Source organism: Vibrio fujianensis (assembly GCF_002749895.1).
GTDB classification, from domain to species: domain Bacteria; phylum Pseudomonadota; class Gammaproteobacteria; order Enterobacterales; family Vibrionaceae; genus Vibrio; species Vibrio fujianensis.
Genome location: NZ_NBUS01000054.1, coordinates 819102 through 836466, shown reverse-complemented (window position 1 = coordinate 836466; position 17365 = coordinate 819102). Strand labels below are relative to the sequence as shown.

13 protein-coding genes, 1 other RNA gene and 1 pseudogene are annotated in these 17365 nt (G+C 42.5%); 11 read left to right on the top strand and 4 right to left on the bottom strand.

Translation table 11 applies throughout. The features are described 5' to 3' along the window. Positions 1-74: 74 nt before the first annotated feature. Positions 75-323: pseudogene (locus B7C60_RS16925) on the top strand (Lrp/AsnC ligand binding domain-containing protein); the annotation flags it as partial. A 133-nt stretch (positions 324-456) separates the two neighbouring features. On the opposite strand, the gene tesB reads toward B7C60_RS16925, so the two are convergent. Continuing rightward, positions 457-1314, bottom strand: a complete 858-nt coding sequence (gene tesB / locus B7C60_RS16915; RefSeq protein WP_099612639.1) for an acyl-CoA thioesterase II — start codon at positions 1312-1314, stop codon at positions 457-459. Between the two features lie 371 nt (positions 1315-1685). Here tesB and B7C60_RS16910 point away from each other — a divergent pair, with 371 nt between their 5' ends. The 8 genes from B7C60_RS16910 to B7C60_RS16870 all read left to right on the top strand — a co-directional run bounded on the left by B7C60_RS16910 (position 1686) and on the right by B7C60_RS16870 (position 9985). Then, entirely contained in the window at positions 1686-2423 is a 738-nt protein-coding gene (locus B7C60_RS16910; protein WP_170886749.1) for a VP0952 family biofilm-associated protein, read from the top strand. A 163-nt stretch (positions 2424-2586) separates the two neighbouring features. After that, positions 2587-2683: signal recognition particle sRNA small type (gene ffs / locus B7C60_RS16905), an RNA gene on the top strand. A 327-nt stretch (positions 2684-3010) separates the two neighbouring features. Then, entirely contained in the window at positions 3011-3304 is a 294-nt protein-coding gene (locus B7C60_RS16900) for a type II toxin-antitoxin system Phd/YefM family antitoxin (RefSeq protein ID WP_099612638.1), read from the top strand. Further along, complete coding sequence (locus tag B7C60_RS16895) at positions 3301-3711, top strand: type II toxin-antitoxin system YafO family toxin (RefSeq protein ID WP_212752216.1); 411 nt, start codon at positions 3301-3303, stop codon at positions 3709-3711. The genes B7C60_RS16900 and B7C60_RS16895 overlap by 4 nt, the downstream gene beginning before the upstream one ends. A gap of 551 nt (positions 3712-4262) precedes the next feature. After that, positions 4263-5705, top strand: coding sequence for an SNIPE associated domain-containing protein (locus tag B7C60_RS16885; RefSeq protein WP_099612636.1), 1443 nt, complete (start codon positions 4263-4265; stop codon positions 5703-5705). A gap of 260 nt (positions 5706-5965) precedes the next feature. Beyond that, positions 5966-8092, top strand: a complete 2127-nt coding sequence (locus tag B7C60_RS16880; RefSeq protein WP_099612635.1) for a KAP family P-loop NTPase fold protein — start codon at positions 5966-5968, stop codon at positions 8090-8092. A 284-nt stretch (positions 8093-8376) separates the two neighbouring features. Further along, positions 8377-8808 carry a hypothetical protein gene (locus B7C60_RS16875; RefSeq protein WP_157928717.1) on the top strand — a complete coding sequence of 144 codons (432 nt, stop codon included), beginning with the start codon at positions 8377-8379 and terminating at the stop codon, positions 8806-8808. A 238-nt stretch (positions 8809-9046) separates the two neighbouring features. Continuing rightward, positions 9047-9985, top strand: coding sequence for a hypothetical protein (locus B7C60_RS16870; protein WP_245869663.1), 939 nt, complete (start codon positions 9047-9049; stop codon positions 9983-9985). Between the two features lie 331 nt (positions 9986-10316). On the opposite strand, the gene B7C60_RS16865 is transcribed toward B7C60_RS16870, so the two are convergent. Next, positions 10317-11297 (bottom strand): SLAC1 anion channel family protein, encoded by a 981-nt coding sequence (locus B7C60_RS16865; RefSeq protein WP_099612633.1) that lies wholly within the window; start codon positions 11295-11297, stop codon positions 10317-10319. A 315-nt stretch (positions 11298-11612) separates the two neighbouring features. Here B7C60_RS16865 and B7C60_RS16860 point away from each other — a divergent pair, with 315 nt between their 5' ends. Beyond that, positions 11613-12086, top strand: coding sequence for a Dps family protein (locus B7C60_RS16860; RefSeq protein WP_099612632.1), 474 nt, complete (start codon positions 11613-11615; stop codon positions 12084-12086). Positions 12087-12165: 79 nt separating this feature from the next. Further along, positions 12166-13545 carry a sigma-54 interaction domain-containing protein gene (locus B7C60_RS16855; protein WP_099612631.1) on the top strand — a complete coding sequence of 460 codons (1380 nt, stop codon included), beginning with the start codon at positions 12166-12168 and terminating at the stop codon, positions 13543-13545. A gap of 219 nt (positions 13546-13764) precedes the next feature. On the opposite strand, the gene B7C60_RS16850 is transcribed toward B7C60_RS16855, so the two are convergent. Beyond that, complete coding sequence (locus B7C60_RS16850; RefSeq protein ID WP_099612630.1) at positions 13765-16143, bottom strand: VolA/Pla-1 family phospholipase; 2379 nt, start codon at positions 16141-16143, stop codon at positions 13765-13767. A gap of 14 nt (positions 16144-16157) precedes the next feature. After that, the coding region (locus B7C60_RS16845; protein WP_245869660.1) for an outer membrane protein transport protein at positions 16158-17365 on the bottom strand (1208 nt) is incomplete at its 5' end.

The window sequence follows — 17365 nt, the reverse complement described above, 5'->3', positions numbered from 1 at the left end:
GAATGCACCGATAGGGTACAAAGAATGTGTAAAAGAGATTGGATTGAGCTGACCAGTTAATTTTCCAGATTGGTATAAAAACCAATGATCATTCGCATGAGTGGTATCAAGGTTTTGCTGAAACCGTGTCTGAATATCCGGAGGTGATGGAGTTTTATCGCATGGCAGGGGAGTATGACTACATGATGAAGGTACTGGTCAAAGATATGAAGCACTTTGACCAGTTTTATAAAAAGCTCGTTAACCGAGTGGATGGATTAAATAATGTGACCTCGACCTTTGCAATGGAGTCTTTGAAATACACCACCGCTTTACCGCTGTAATATGCTATACCCAAACAACTTGGAGTTGCAGGTAGGCGGCAAGTGAGTAAATCCCCATGAGCATAGACAGGCTATGTGATTGGGGTGAAAGAATGTAGCCAACACCCCTGCAGCTTCAAGTAGGAAGGGTATATTACTTAAAGCGCATTACGCCCTCTTGGATAGCGGTGGCAACTAAATCACCTTTCTGATTATAGATTTCACCTCGGACTAAACCACGTGTACCACTGGCGGTAGGGCTTTCAATTGCGTATAGCAGCCATTCGTCCATCTTAAATGGTCGATGGAACCAAATAGAGTGATCGATAGTGGCAACTTGAAATTTCGGTGTCATTAATGACACTTCATGAGGATGTAACGCAGTGACTAAAAAACCCCAGTCGGAGGCATACCCGAGTAAATATTGATGGATCAATGGTTCATTGGGTACTTCGCCATTCGCACGGATCCATAAATACTGTTTTGGCTCGGCTTTGTGTGGTTTGAGTGGGTTGATGACCGTGACTGGGCGCATCTCAATCGGCTTTTCACCACAAAAAATATTACGAACAGATTCTGGCAATTGGTGGGCAATTTGCGCAGCCAATTCAGATTCTGAGGCAAAGTTTTCAGGCCCCGGAACATCAGGCATGATTTTTTGGTGTTCAAATCCAGTAGCGTTGATGTGGTAAGAAGCGGTGAGATAAAAGATAGGTCGACCATTTTGAATGGCTTTCACCCTTCGGGTACTAAAGCTTCTTCCATCACGCAGGTTTTCAACATCATAAATAATTGGTTTTTCAGGGTCGCCGGGATACAAAAAGTAGCTATGGAAGGAGTGAACGGTGCGATCAGAATCGACCGTGTAACGTGCAGCAGAGAGCGCTTGACCAATGACTTGCCCGCCATAGACCTGGGGTAAACCAAGGTTTTCGCTTTCTCCTCGGTATAAACCTTCTTCAAGCTTTTCAAGCTGTAGCAGGCGTAATAATTCGCTTAATGGTTGACTCATGACCCTCACCTAATGATGGTTGCTTGCAGACTAAAATTCGTTTACGACTTAAGTCGGAATCGCTATTTTGTGAAAGAGGTCAAATCGTTGTCAAGAGAGAATTGACGTTATGAAATATGTTGAAACGATACTTGTACAACAAGACGTCACAGCGCTGTAGTTTGCTCTCTTCTCTCTTGTGGCAATTGACTTAACATGTTTCTTACCTGACGGGCAAAGCCAGAGTAACCGATTAAACGGGCCATTTCATCATAGGTTACTAACCAACAAACGGAATTTGGTGCACTACGGCAAAGATTTGTTGTCAAAATTGGTCCATACTTAACAAGCCCTAGTTCAATGGTTACCATGGATAGGTATAAGGAGCGGGTATGGTATTGTCCATCTTTCAATTTATGATCACCATCGTATTGGCCATGGTTTGCGGACAAACCATTGGCTTGAGTTCCCATGAGCTGCCATTCATTGCTTTACTGATTCCGGTCTTGTGGGTGCTTCCTCGCAGTGGTTTGGCTGGTCTTGTGCTGCTGATCGGCATGGCAACGTATGGCATCACATTGGCGCATCAACCAGCAGCATTATCGGTCAGTATGTGGGTCGTGTTTCCCCTGATGATGGTTGCTTTTTCACGGGCAAGTAATATGGGCATTATGGCCGTCAGTGGGTTGATTTTACTGACCTTGCAAGTAGGGATAATGGTTACCCAGTCGGCAGAAAAATTAGATGGAACGCCCAGTATGACCTTTTTGCAGTTACTTTCCGTGATGGCTATTTGGTGGGCTGCCAATAGTTGGAAATTCTCTCCACATCGTCATTGGTGGGCGTTAATTTTGCTTGTTCCATTATGGATTGCGGAAGCAACGTTTGCTGTTTTGCTGGCTTTGTGCATAACAGGACTTCTCGCTATCATCAGTCAGTTAGTCAAAGCGTCATCATTTCAGTGGGCCAAATTACTCTGTTGGACGTTGCCATCAATTGCATTTATGGCTGTCGTTATTTCTCCGGCCATAGAGGTACCTAATTCTGTTTTTGTGGTTTGGCTATGCTTACTATCCACCGCTTGGATGACGGACTATCTATTAAAAAGTACCGAAGAACCAATATCTTGATCGAACCGCCGTATTCAAACGCTATATTTTAGGCGAATTGTTCAATTGCTGGTCAGTTAATTCATTGAGTATGCTTTTCTCAGGATTTAGGGTTGCAATAGTACTAGGGATGCCTGATAATTCACGCACTCTTTAGCCAACGCGTTAAAGTGAACTATGGAGGCTCTGGTCCTCCCGCAACACTAGTTCGTGAACTTGGTCAGGTCCGGAAGGAAGCAGCCACAGCGAATGACGTGTGTGCCGGGATGTGGCTGGGGCTTCCACCCTTCTTTTCATATTGTTGTAGATTTATAACAAAAATCATGCTGCTATCTTCGGCTAAACTAAGAAATCATCTCACTTATACCACATTCGTAAGTTTATCAACTTGAAGAACGACGCTATTATTCGTACTCACTTCATAGAATTCGATTTCTATTTTTACCTCCAATACAATCCGCACATTAAAGAGTTTATTTCTCAACCATTGAGCTAACTGCCGTGGCTAGCTGATTTCTGCCCCATTTCGTGACAGCACACACTTCAATTTGATTCTGTACAAACATGCATGCAATGCTTATATGCACAATCAAGTACTCGGGTGTGTTATGAAAACAAGTAAAATCTATGCAGAAAAAGCAGTGTCATCAAGCGAAGCTAGAAAGCATTTTAAAGATTGTTTATCAGGGGAGCCAGTCGTAGTTTTATCGAATAATGAGCCTGCTGGTTATATGATGAGCGCCGCTTTTTTTGAAGGACTGATAAAAGCTTTAGAAGGCAAGAATGCTGACTCTGTTTCATCATTTAGGCCAATGAGTGCTCGCTTAGAAGTCATTGCTGATCTGAATGCTCAAGCATTAACAGAGTTTAATGAGAGTATTTTGGGTGAGTTTCAAGAGTGAGTAAGTCATTAAATATTAGAATTTTTAAGCATAAGATCTTAGTTAATTCACTTACTGAAAGCGAGCTTCAATCTTTGACTAAAGACTTTAGACACTATAAGGAGACTGGTCAAAAACCAGATTTTTTTGGGCGAGATGAAGCTTATGATCATCCCAATACATTACCGATCTTGAAGTCAGAGGAAGTTAGGCACATTGACTTAGCTGCTAGTGATGCTCCGTTCTTAAGTTCTACCCAATTTTACCAAACGAGTGATAAACACTTAGTGTATTGCCAAGGCTGGAATGACCTTAGTTGTTTTCTGTTAATCGCCATTCTTGCACCTGACGCTCATGAGCAAGCCCGTAATCGAACTATCATGCATAACTTAGGTTTGATAGCTGAAAAATTTAGGCAGCAATTCTAAACCGTTTTGTCCAAGGTCGTTAAGGGGGATACAACACGAAAATGCCCCAAAATCGTTTAACGCCAGTACTCTATGCTACTGATTCTCCATGTGTTTGCCATACTAAAAGTAATTTATTTCACTCCCCAAAACCCCCAAAATATGCCATCTATTCGACATGCACATCAGTTGTACATATTTAATTGTGCTAGCATACAAAAAGTCAGCATTACACCACTTTAAAGGAGAAACCATTGGCTAGACGAGGTAGTGGTTTACGAACGGCTATAAAGGTTGTGAAAGCAATAGATAGAGCTAACAAACAAGCTGCTCGTGAATCCCAGCGTAGGCAAAAAGCTCGTGAGCGAGCACATGACCAAGCAATGAGAGAGCACGAAAGAGGAGTGCGAGAAGCTCAGCGTGAATTGCAGAGGCAAGCAAGACTAAATAAGTCAGCAGCAAAGCAAGCTTTTAAAGACGCTGTAGCTAACGCCGCAGAAGAATACCAGGAGAGATGTGAAGAGCGAGCTGCTCTTAGGAAGCAATTCATACAAGAGGTTCTAAAGTAATCAATGGATAATAATTTACTAATGTTGGCTGGCTTATCATTAATAGCTATCGTATTAACTTATATTCTAACAAAACGCTCAGCCGATAAGAAAATCGAGCAATATAAGTCGCTAGATGAAGCACTAACAAAAACAAAAGAGGAATATGATTCAGCGTGTATAAGCCGAGAAACAATAATTGCTGCTATTGAAACCGCAAAGCTAGAGCTAGAGCAAATCAATGAGGAAACTGCCGAACTTCAAGCTTTGAAAGGACAAGACAATGTACTAAAACAGAGCATTCAAGAGCAGAAAGCGATCTTAGAGTCGACTAAATCAACATTAGATGAGCTTACCGCAAGGATTGAAAAAGGTGAGCTTGATATAGAAGAGTTAATGGGGGACCTCGACTTATATTCAAGACTTGATGAATTCACTGCTCATGGTCATTTTGAAATGCCTAAGTACCTTTACGAAACTTCTAGTCGATTCGCGGAAGAGATCAAGGATGTTAGGCAGCAGCAAAAAGACATGATCAAAGATAAAACAGCGATCATATTCCCAGAGTCAACGGTTATATCTAACGACAAATCATTCAATAATACCATTCTAAATGGCCAAGTTAAGCTCATGCTTACTGCTTTTAATATTGAATGTGATTTTCTTATCGGTAAGGTATCGCCGAGTTCGTTTGGGCGCACTCTAGAACGTATAGAAAAACTTGCCAACACACTAGAAAAGTCAGCAGCGACATTAGAGTGCGGATTTAATATAGATTACATCGAACTTAAGTTCGAAGAATGTAAGCTTCAGTACCAATACACACTTAAAAAGCAAGAAGAGGTCGCTGAGCAGAAGCTTATCAAAGAACAGATCCGTGAAGAACAACGAGCTATTAAAGAATTTGAGAAAGCGATAGCCGATGCCGAAAAAGAAGAAAAAATGTACCGAAATCTTCTTGAGAAAGCAAAGCGAGAACTTGCTAACTCTACTGAGCAGGAGCGCTCTGAAATGGAACTACGGATAGCAATACTTGAGCAGCAACTAGCCGAAGCAGAAGCAAAAGAAGAACGAGCCAAGAGTATGGCGGAGCAAACCCGTAAGGGCCATGTTTACGTCATCAGTAATATTGGTTCGTTTGGTGAAGACATTTACAAGATAGGTCTTACTCGCCGTTTAGAGCCAATGGACAGGGTTAAAGAGCTAGGCGATGCAAGTGTACCATTCCCATTTGATGTACATGCCATGATTTACACCGATGATGCTCCAGCCCTTGAAGCAGCGCTGCACCGCGAATTCAATTCTAAACGTGTAAATGCCGTAAACCTTCGTAAAGAGTTCTTTAATGTCGACCTTACATCTATCCAAGAAGCCGTAGAAAAGATAGCTGGAATAGAAGCCGAATTTAAAATGACCGCTTTAGCTGAGGATTACTATGAAAGCTTGAGATTAACTGAAGCGGCATGATGTGCAAATGTACTGAGCTAGCTGATGTAGCTAGCTCAATTCTGCCCCAAAGTTGTTTAGAGTAGTTGCTCGTAACATTTCTTTTGTAATCTGTTTGCCCTAATTTTGCTCACGCATACTTATGTACTTGGTTGTGCATGTTACTATGTTGAGCTGCTTAGTTCTGGATATGCATATCCAGTCACTGAACTTTTTATCGAAAACTTGATAATGCTTTAATGAGATATCAAAGCTCTTATACTCCTTATTTTGTGTGATATATGACTAATTATAACAATGATCAACCTATTGCATCTGAATGCGAAGATAAACTAAATAGACAACATTTTGCAAAAGAGATAGCTAGCCTGTTAGTTCTTGAAGCCGATGCTCCATGTTTGACGGTTTCGCTGGAAGGGAAGTGGGGACAAGGGAAGACCTCAATATTGAACATGGTGCAGGAGTTCTTCAGTCAAATGGATTTTCCCCCTGTTTTAGTTCAATACAACGCTTGGGCGAACGGTCAATCCGAGTCGTTACTTCAGGATTTTTTAATTCAGTTTACGTCTCAATTGGGCCTTGCAGATCATGCAGAAGAAGGAAAGCGAGTAGCTGAAGAACTTCTTTCTTATTCTAAGTTGTTTAGTGTCGCTAAACTGATTCCTGGTGTGGAGCCATGGGGCAGTTTAGTCGAAAACGTATTCAAGGGTGTCGGAGATGCAACACAATCGCTTAGTGAGTTAAAGGAACTAGATATTGCAGGTAAAAAGGCACGAGTAGAAGAAAACTTAAGAAAAATTGATAGGCCAATCGTGGTTATTATCGATGACATAGATCGTTTAACTCCTAAGGAGTGCTTTCAAGTTCTTCGTCTGGTAAAAGCTGTGGCTGATTTTCCTAGAACTGCGTTCATTTTAGCATTTGAACCTAATTACCTAGAGTCTGTATTGGCTTCTAATAATATCGACAATGCAAATGAATATATAGACAAGATTGTGCAGTTGAGAATTCCACTACCAACAATCACAAGTAAAGATCTAGATGCGCTTGTAGATAGACATTTTGGTATGATGGGAGACAACTTCTCTCTTGAACACTACCAAGATGAACAGAATCGATTAGCATATATTTATCAACGATATCTGCGATACATAATCACCAGCCCGCGTGACGTTAAGAGAGTGTTTAACCACTTTAAATTCGTCTACAACCTTGTTCAAAATCAAGTGTGTGTAACCGATCTCTTTGTTTTATCAGTTGTCGCAACAAAAGCCCACAAGATATATAGCCATATAAAGTCAAATCCAGATCTATACGCGGGTAAACGCAACTCAGGCTATTTTGATTATGGATCATTTGACAAGGAAAAAGCGGTAGAGCTTTGTAAGCAGCAACGCCTTAGTATCTACAATGAACTTTTGATTAATGAAAACAACGTATATGAAGACTTACTGAAGGAAATTTTCCCTTCGCTAGATGCAAAAAGCTATCAAACTTACGCAGTTTATGACGCAGATGCATCAGGAAGAGTGGACCATATCAGTAGACTCGCTACAGCGCTCCATATTAGTACACCAAGAGGATCGGTTTCAGACCAAGATGTGGCAACTTTTATTGAAAGCTCTGGCCAACGTATTGATATTCTTAAAAGCGCGATTTCTAATGGAGCTATCAAAAGGTTTCTTGAGTTATTCGAGATATTTTTGGACAGAAGAAAGTTTAATGATGATGAACATCTCCTATTAATTCGAGTTATTGTGGACACATTGTTGCCAGAAGATCTACTTGATGGGTTTGGTGTTTTATACTCAGGACTATTTGCTGAGAGCAGTCTCTACGACAATATCTGTAGGTTACTCAACCGAACTTTACGCGAATCAGAGGACAGAGAAGCTCTTGTTCGCTCAGCCATGGAAGAGTGTGTTCTGTTACCGTTTGTAGCTAGTTCAATCGATCTGCTTAAAGCTCAACATAATGAAAGAAACTATGAAACTCCTTGGCTAGATGAAGAAACAATTAACAGAATAATTAAAGAATATATTCCTAAAGCTCGTGCAGTGTTAATTGATAATGTATTACAATCAAAAGCTTTGGAATATCAAGTAATTAAACCATTGTGGCGTTATGATGAAGATGCAGCACTAAGTATTATTAAGGAAATCAGCCAAGACAATGTCTTCAGAGTTGGCTGGTTCCTTTTAGGGCAGATTGGTTCAGATAGTGTGAAAGGCCATTATCTCTCGGTAAATCTAGATAAAGCATGTAGTGTACTCAATTTAGATAGACTCAAAAAAGAATTTCAGACTGTGGAAGAAAGTGAATTGTCTCGAGAAGATATCGTCATTGCACGTTCAATTGTTGATGGAAAAGCACACTACTTAGCTGACGGTGAGGTAGTTATAGATTAGCTATACAAGAGTTCAAGATCTCAGCATATTTTTCCTCATCTTAACCAACCGAGCTAGAGCTTCTAATCTAGCTCTTTTTTGTCCAAAATCTTGTTACACGTATCCTTATCGGTTTTGTATCCTTATCGGTTTTCCAATGCATACAGTTGTCTACGGGCATCGATCAGGTGTTACAATTGATTGAGATTTTGGCGTGGGGAGTCCGTCATCGGTTAATTATAATGGTCAAACGTTTAAAATAGTGGTGTCGGATGTTAAAGCGTGGGGTTAATTTGATATTTCACATGATGGATTTATTTAAAAAAAGAGCATTTAGAATGAGGCATAAACGTACCTTCACTGTATGTTTGATGGTGGTATCAGCTCATACAATTGCTTCTGATTATCGCTTATATGCTTCGGATTATTCTGTGAGCACGAAGAAAGAAAAATTTGCAGCTTATGTTTTGAAAGATAATCCATGCATTATTGTATATGAATTTAAAACAGAGAAGTCAGTTCAATATTGTGAACTGGGCAATAAAGAGAAAAATGCAAGCTCTGTGAGTGGTGATGTATCATTAACTAACTTACAGCGAGACTATCCGACAGCTTATGTTATCGATATAAGCATGTGGAGCGGTGACGTATCTTTTACCGTAGCAACTCCGTGGTCCGATCTATCGTGTACCATTGATGTTCAAAATCAGGAGGTGGAGTGTGAGGTTGCTAAATAAATTATCGCCCAATCTTGCATTTTTCTGATTGAAGTTTTCATACATCAGATGGTGTATCAAGTGCTTATGTTCGTGCAACCTGAAACCGTTGAAAGTGTTGTTCACCCCAATCGCATCGTCTGTCTATCCTGATGGGTATGCACTCACCGCCCGCCTGCAACTGCAAGTTGTTTGGCTCGCGAATCATCAAATAAATATAGGAAATATTGTGCTTAACCAAACGACGGCCTTAAAGTCAGTGTTAATACTCGCTGCTTCATCATTTATATTTGGTTGTGCTGAAACACCAAACGAATATATTAATCTAAAAGGAAAGTATGCCGACGATTATGAGCTGGATGCTGATGATTACTCAGTGCCGAGCCGCTTCCTTTACCCTTTAACGTGGGTTAAACCTGAGCATAGGGCGAATAACCTAGATAATTATTTTTATGATACTAAAGAGAGCCATAAGTTGGTTAACACTGCTTCAGTGATGACCGTTGCTGGTGCTGCACTCGGAAGTCTCTCACCTTTTGAAGCTGGTATGCAGTTATTAGCACAACAAGGGGTAAGAATGGGCTATAGCGCGAGCTTGGGTAATCAAATGCTTTATACAATAAAAAAAGTCGATCATGATCAAGATTTGGATGCACAAGCGCAAGCGTTAAATAAAATAGCGATTAATACGGTAAAAGCTGCCATGGGAAGTAACGCAACGGAATGCTATCACAATGAAGGTGCAGATAATTTCTACTTGCTTGATTACACAAGGGTAGAAGGTTCCAATGACGTCAGTTGTAACGCGGTTTACTCTCCTTGTTATGCCAACACAGACCGAATTCCCATGCTAATTAGAGACAATAATGGCTATATCCCACTGGTACCACAATATGGAGATTATATGGTGGCTCAAACATTTTTGCCTTTGGGGTTTCCAATCGAAAAATTAAAATTCTCTGGGGATGACAATATACAGCAAATTCTTTATGTGCCAGCGATGAAATTGAATCAACAGCAAGATTTGTGGAAAAAAGAGAATTTGGACTATTTCGAAGATTGGTATAAAAAGGAACGCGTGTCGGTCAATCCATATATAAAAGATCTGAGTAACGGTGCCGTTATGTATTTTAATCCGCATATAACGGCTAAACAAAAAGATGACCACTCGCTCTACCGAGTATTCGATTTAAAATAACTGTCCTGATTGGTTATCGAATTAACCGTTGCTAACGTATCTTCAAAGCTTGTTTGGCAACGGTTTTACTGAATGTATTCCCTTCTTACTTAAAGCTGCATCGATGTTGGCTACGTTCGTTCATCTCTATCACATCGCCTGTCTATGCTCATGGAGATTATAAGAGCCATCCTTGGCTCTCACCAAAGGCCAGCCGATAGTTGTGCAAATTTGTTCCAGACAAATTTATCACTTACCGCCTCCCTGCCACTCCAAGTGGTTTGGGTATACAAGTGGTTTGGGTATACCAGTGAATGTGTATTTTTTGATCGCGTTACATCGAAAAACGCCTTTATTCTGGTTGACATATCTCGCCAGCTTTGATGGCTTTAAATGTATTCCATAGCAGCCACAAAATCAGTAGGGTCAATCCCGCTAATAAAGTTCTACCCAGATACAAACTCACCGTTGACTGAGTTAATTCTGCATATCGCAACAAAGCAATATTAAAAGCAGCGACTGGGAATGAAAAAGCCCACGATGAAAGATAGAACCCGCCTTTTCTAAATTGATTGATATTCAGTAATAATAAAGTGGCGATAAAGAGTGCTACGGAAGCAAGTACTCTGGAAAAGATGGTCAGTTCAGGTACGAGTGAGCTGTAGGAGATAAAACCGATGGATGGTGGTGCTAACAGTATAAATAACATTGGCTTAAAACGTGCAGGCAATACCGCATGAAAAATGAGTCGATTAATAATGATGGTGAATAACACCAGCCAAAAGACGATACCAATGCTGAAAAAGAACCAACTTATTTCGATAAACCCGAGCTTAGCACCGGTGATAGGCGCAATGATGTTCCCAACCACGGGGATAAACCAACTCGGATTAGCGTGTTCGAGGCGGTAATGATCATGGTGGATCCAGCTATGCATCGCCCATAACGTGATTGATAACTGAACGATGGCTCCAATCCCCCATAATGTATAAGACAGTGATTCAAACGAGTGCCAAACGATAGAGAGAAGAAGCAAGCTGATTGAAAAGGCGGCAAAGAAATTAATTTTGATTGGGTGCTTAGTTTCTGCAATGACGGCATTGGGATAGCGAATGAGTTTTAAAAGATAAAGGCCGCTAATCAGTATCATTGCGGCACTGGCTAACCCGCTAGTAAAGGTGGTTAGCCAAGGAAAGAGTGTTCCTAGAGATTTTTGCCATACGATGGAAAAACCGCTTAGCCCCATGACGATAGAAAACATAGAAATAGGGAAGTGCATTAATCGGGTTTCTTCTTTTATAGCATCGGGTTGGTTTATCGATAACTTATTCATATCAAACCTTTTATTTAGTCGGTTGGCGTAAAATATAACGATTAACTCGGGTTCATCTAAGTCATGATTTATACGCGTTATAGTCGGTTTATCTTAGTGTTGACTGTAATAATTAGCAACAGCTAATTTAACATTGTCTAAAATATCACGGTAGATTGAGTGCCTAACACGACGGATCATTTTTCTATGTCGCTATTTTGTATAAAATATAAGTTAATAGCATATGCTATTTATTTGCGGGAGAAAAGAGATTATGCTTATGGGTGAGCTTTATAAACTCAAGATAATAAGTGTTATATAAATCAAGGAGATAAAATGAATTCTATCGATATAGGAATCAATGAAGCGGATCGTATTGCGATCGCGGAAGGTTTGAAGCGTCTGCTGGCAGACAGTTATACACTTTATCTACAAACTCATAATTTTCACTGGAATGTCACTGGTCGGCAGTTTCGTGATTTACATTTAATGTTTGAGGAGCATTATACTGAGCTTGCAACGGCTGTGGACGATATCGCCGAACGTATTCGTGCATTGAATATTGTTGCACCGGGTACTTATAAGTCTTTATCTGCTTTAAGTTCAATTAAAGAAGTGGAAGAGATCCCACCGGCGATGGAGATGGTCAAGATTCTAACGCAAAGCCATGAGCAAGTGATTAGAACCTGCCGAGAAATCTTAAAAGCCGCTCAGGACGCGGGTGATGAATCATCGGCGGCTCTTATTTCTGACCGTATGCGTGTTCATGAGAAAACCGCATGGATGCTAAGGTCAATGTTGGTTGCATAGAGATTACTTGTGAGGTGTGGGGTAATGGGCCGTTATCCCACGCTGCTGTTTTATCGGCTGCGATGCTAAGTGAAGCGTTATGGATACATTCAATCAGGCACCTTACCCAACTCTTACCATCGATATTTTAGAAAGTATTTCCGACGGTGTTTTTACCGTTGATGATCAATGGCGAATCAGCTTTTTTAATCGAGCGGCGGAAATGATTACTGGTATTTCCCGAGCAGAAGCACTCGGTCAATTGTGTTCTGAAGTCTTTAAATCCAGTATGTGTGAGGCCAATTGTGCACTGCGTTGTACTCTGCAAGATCAGACGCCAATCATTAATAAGCCCGGTTTTATTATTAACGCTAATGGCGAGCAGATCCCTATTTCTGTATCGACTGCGGTACTGAAAGATGCCAATGGCAATGTGATTGGGGGAGCTGAGACTTTTCGGGATTTGAGCGAAGTTGAAGCGCTAAAAAATGCGCTGCATGGTCAGTTTCGGGTCGGCAATTTTATTAGCTATAGCCCAACCATGCGCCAGCTTTTTGAATCATTACCCGCGATTGCGCAAAGCCCAATTACCGTTTTGATCCAAGGAGACACCGGAACGGGGAAGGAGTTGTTAGCGCGAGCGATTCACGAGATGAGTAGCCGTTCTGATCAGCCTTTCGTGGCGGTTAATTGTGGGGCACTACCAGACAATTTGTTGGAGTCTGAATTGTTTGGTTATAAAAAAGGCGCGTTTACTGGCGCGGCTCGGGATAAGCCAGGTCGATTCAAATTAGCAGAGGGCGGCACTTTATTTCTGGATGAAATCGGTGAAATTAGCCCTGCATTTCAGGTTCGATTACTGCGCGTTTTACAGGAGCAACAGTATGAGCCTTTGGGTGCCATTCGATCAGAAAAAAGTAGTGTAAGAATCATTGCCGCAACCCACCGGAACTTACAACAAATGGTAGCTAATGGTGAATTCAGGCAGGATTTGTACTATCGAATTCATGTCGTGGATCTGAAATTGCCTTCTTTACGTGAACGTAAAGAAGATATCCCATTATTGGTTGATCAGTTTATTCGTAAGTTTAATCAGAAACATCAACGTCATATTCAAGGTATAACTTCTGAAGCGCTTGCGTTGCTGATGGCACATGACTGGCCGGGTAATATCCGAGAGTTAGAAAATATGATTGAAAGTGCTTTTGTTTTATGTTCAGGCGAAGAGATTAATCCAGTGTGTCTGAAAACCGGATTAAGCTTGGCAACATCGCAAGATTCAGAGGAGCAAGACATTAATAGGGTACGTGAAGTGGCTGAAAGACGCTCTATTCAGGTTGCTTTAGAGCGTAATCATTACAATCGGGCTGCCACTGCCGACGAGCTTGGTATACATAAAACAACCTTATATCGAAAAATGAAATCATTAGGCATTCCTTTCCCCGAAAAAAATGGGCGCAATCGAATCATTCGCTCATAATTTATAGCCTTGCATTGGATGGTAGTAATGTATTAATCGATAACGACTCGGATTGCACTGGTGCAATCCGAGTGTTTTTATCGCTAGGCCCAAATATGCTTGTATGCCTTGGTGAGGCAAATCGTCTATGAGCAAAAGCAGAGTATATACGTCCGGTGTTGCTCGGGCTGACTTGCCGCTTCGTGATGGCGGCAAGTGGCTACCTCGTGATTATCGTGTTTATTTCAGAACATAGGCATTGCTAACCTGATCTAAACGATCATTGCTCAGAAAATCGACGGTTTCAGTTTGCATCTCAGTATGATGCGCTAAATCAGCATAGCCTGCGTCTTGCGGGGCAACAAAGGTTGAGTGTTTCGCTGTGCTGTTGAACTGAACAAAGCTTTTGGTTGTAGGTAATGGTGGCAACTGGGTTGAGTTGAGTTTATTTAAACTCAGCAGCTCAGCCAGAGGTTCTGTACCAGCGAATTGAGGGCTGAGGTACACCGCCGAATCGATTAGATTGGGAACCACGGCATCACCATCAACTGCAGAGAAATAGAGAGCCGTTGTGATTGGACTATGACTCAGTTGGGAGCTCACCACAGAGTAAGGATCAATGGTGTCGAGTAGAGTTTGCGCCGCATACGAGAACATCTGAAAACCAGAAGTAACTTGGGCAAGCTGCTCTTGGGTTGCCAAGGACGTGAACAAGTTATAGCAAGCAGAATCATCTAAGCTGGCACATTGTGCATCAGCAAACCCTTTGTATTCCGTGCTAGCGCTTAATGCAACGTTATGCTTGATTTGCGGGCCAAAGAATTCAGAGCCCAATAGCAAATTGGCAATTTGTCCGCCGGAGTTTTGAATAGCCGCGCCAGAGAAGCTGTATAGTGCATCGGCTGGAGTCGAGCCCAACGTTTTATTGCTCTCGGCCACTGCCGAGGTGCCAACAATACCGCCTAATGAATGTCCAAGCATGCGCACTTTTGATCCCGTTGCGACATTGATGCCAGACAGTGACGTCCCCGTGAATAGTGGCTGTGAAACGGTTAACGCAGCACGCAGCCCCAATACATCGAGAATGCTTTGGCGCAAGTTATCCCGCGCCACAGCCAAGTAGGTGAGGTTGATGTAAGCAAGAGGATCATGATTGGCCGAGCGCGTGCTGTCTAAACTTCGTTCACCGTGCAGCGGTAAATCAATGGCAATGACTGCTAGCCCCGCTGCGGTGAGGTTTTTCGCGAAAGCGTAGGCATTTTCTTTCGCCGATGTCACACCGTGTTGATAAATCACAATATCAGTTGGCGCAGCGCCTGCCGGAGTAAACAGTAAAAATGGCACATCTTGCACTGATTTCACTTTGGGTACCGGTGAATAGCGAGTGATGTAACGTTCAGGATCCAGCGGGCTACCATCCGATTTGGTCAAGGTTAAACCCATCAGCTTGAGCTGTTCACTCGCATCAGTGGCGAGCTTGCTGGTATCAATCCCCGCGGCAAGCAGTTGGCTGCTAATCGTTAATTGCTCTTTACTGTCTGCCAGTGCGGCTTTGATCTTGGCAAGGCTTGGCATCGCCGATTCAAACGGCTGAGTATTCCAGTGACTGCCAGTTTCAAGGTAGTAAGGCAGACGGACAGTTCCCTTAGTGACGTTAACGGTATTGGCCGTGTAAGTCCCTAAAATAGCGGCTTTTTTGTCTGCACCAATATAGGTACTGAAATTGTCATCGGCTGTCAGAGCGGCAGCGAAATCAACGGGTGTACCTAAGTGCATTGTGTAAGCGGTATCGAGTCCAATACCCGTTTGTTTCCACACGGTCTCTAATTGGTTGCTGCCACTGGCAAAAGCGGATGCGGTTGCACCACGCGTGGCAAACAGGGTATTGCTTACCGATTGGGTAGAAAACCACGTCGAGTAGACGATTTGAGTTTCATCGACGCCGCTGAGTTGGAAGATGTTCTCCACCCCTTGAGTGACTTTTTGTAGCGTCGCAATATCTCCTTCGCTGTAAATCTTGTTTTTGGATTTCAGTGCGGCATAGCTTGCAGAGGTCCCCACCGGATTATCGTTGGCATCCGAGACTTCTGAGGTGACCGCCAAAATGTATTCTGAAGAGGCATTGAGTGCTTTGGTCGGCACAATGAGAATTTTATCGGAAGCGGCACTGGAGATGGCAGTGTAATCCACTCCATTGGTTAATAAGGTTTTGATACTTGGAGAGCCGGTCATCGAGTCGGTTAACTCGTACAGATAAATACCCGATGTGATGATGTTATCGGCCAAACCTGCGCCTTTAAAATCGAGGAACAGCGGCATGGTGATGGGCCAGCCGTCGACTTGTCCCATCGCAACCAGTGGATTCGATCCAGTCGTATTGTTACCAGATGGAAGTTCTAATGTGCCATCATTGGCATTCATTAGCGCAAAAGAAGGCAGAGGTACATTGGCCTCTTGACCACTTAATGCAAATTTAATTGTGGTATCACGTTGTAGGGCTTGTTGAATATAGGATTCGTACGCTACCTCGGTGTTAGCACCAGCGCTATTGCTCTCATCACCGCAGCCGACTAACCAGAGTGCAGAGCAGAGTAGTGAAAGTTTAATCATCTGTTTCATGTTCGACTCCGAAATTAATTAAAGCGGTAGTTAAATTGCAGCGCACTGATATAAGCGATAGCCTCAGATTTAAATTTGAGGTTTTGACCAATTTGGTTCTGCTCAGTAAATGATCCATTACGGCTTTGCACAAGAGCAAAACCCGCATCCATCGTCAACTGTGGGTTAATGGTGTAGGTAAAACCAGCTGAATACCAGAAGCGATCGCTGTCTGGGATGCTGAGGGTGGCTTCTCCCGCTTGTTCATCAAACGCCAATCCTGCGCGTAACGTCCAAGTCGAATTGGCGGTGTACGTTGCGCCTGCAGACCAGCGTCTATTGTTTTCATATTGCTCGATTTTTTGGAAACAGGTGCCACTTTTACATTGGTTGGAGGTTGCAGTTAGCTCTTTAAAGCTGCTCCAATCCGTGTGTTGGTAACTATAATGGACTGCCCATTGATCATTCAGTTGATGGAAACCAGAGAGTTCAAAAATCGCCGGCAGTTCAATTTTTAATTGCCCAGGAACCACGGCGCTGGTGGCGATACCAGTATCGTAACTGGAGAATTCACCATCATCGAAATTGAGTTTAACCCGTGAGCGGTAACCCAAACCGATGCGGTTTTGTTGATCAAATTCGTACATTGCACCAATATTCCAGCCTAATGCAACCGTATCGCCTTTCATTCCAATCAGTTTATCGCTAGGTTTTCCATCGCCCATGAAAGGAGCAAGGCCACCTTTATGACGAGTTAACTCGGCCTTGGCTACGACCAAATCAAGACCAAAACCTACGCTTAACTCTGGATTAACGCGGTAGGCGATATTGGGGTTCAAATTGATTGAAATCAGCGAAGTATCCCCCGCTAAATCACCAGCATAAATGTCATCCGGATAGTCAGTGGCAACACCGTAGGTGGTAAACATGGCAAAGCCCCATGCCCATTGGTCATTGATTGGGCTGATATAGTAGGCTGCAGGCACAATTTGTAGTGGTGCGACATCTTTCATTGATTGGTGGTTAGAAAGATCGTCCACATTGACTTCAGGATCGACGATCGACAGTGCACCAGAAAATTGCGCCGTCTTAAACCGCATCATGGCGGCGGGGTTTCGCGCCAGCACACTGGCATTATCGGCCACTGCCGCTTCTCCTGAAAATGCGCGGCCTAAACCGGATGCTGAGTGTTCTGCAACCTGAAATCCTGCGGCACTGGCATGCCCGGTTAATAGCACAGCAA

Coding starts and splice junctions, on each gene's coding strand:
- tesB (WP_099612639.1), bottom strand. CDS start 1,314: ATGAGTCAACCATTAAGCGAATTATTACGCCTGCTACAGCTTGAAAAG.
- B7C60_RS16880 (WP_099612635.1), top strand. CDS start 5,966: ATGACTAATTATAACAATGATCAACCTATTGCATCTGAATGCGAAGAT.
- B7C60_RS16910 (WP_170886749.1), top strand. CDS start 1,686: ATGGTATTGTCCATCTTTCAATTTATGATCACCATCGTATTGGCCATG.
- B7C60_RS16885 (WP_099612636.1), top strand. CDS start 4,263: ATGGATAATAATTTACTAATGTTGGCTGGCTTATCATTAATAGCTATC.
- B7C60_RS16875 (WP_157928717.1), top strand. CDS start 8,377: ATGATGGATTTATTTAAAAAAAGAGCATTTAGAATGAGGCATAAACGT.
- B7C60_RS16860 (WP_099612632.1), top strand. CDS start 11,613: ATGAATTCTATCGATATAGGAATCAATGAAGCGGATCGTATTGCGATC.
- B7C60_RS16865 (WP_099612633.1), bottom strand. CDS start 11,297: ATGAATAAGTTATCGATAAACCAACCCGATGCTATAAAAGAAGAAACC.
- B7C60_RS16855 (WP_099612631.1), top strand. CDS start 12,166: ATGGATACATTCAATCAGGCACCTTACCCAACTCTTACCATCGATATT.
- B7C60_RS16900 (WP_099612638.1), top strand. CDS start 3,011: ATGAAAACAAGTAAAATCTATGCAGAAAAAGCAGTGTCATCAAGCGAA.
- B7C60_RS16850 (WP_099612630.1), bottom strand. CDS start 16,143: ATGAAACAGATGATTAAACTTTCACTACTCTGCTCTGCACTCTGGTTA.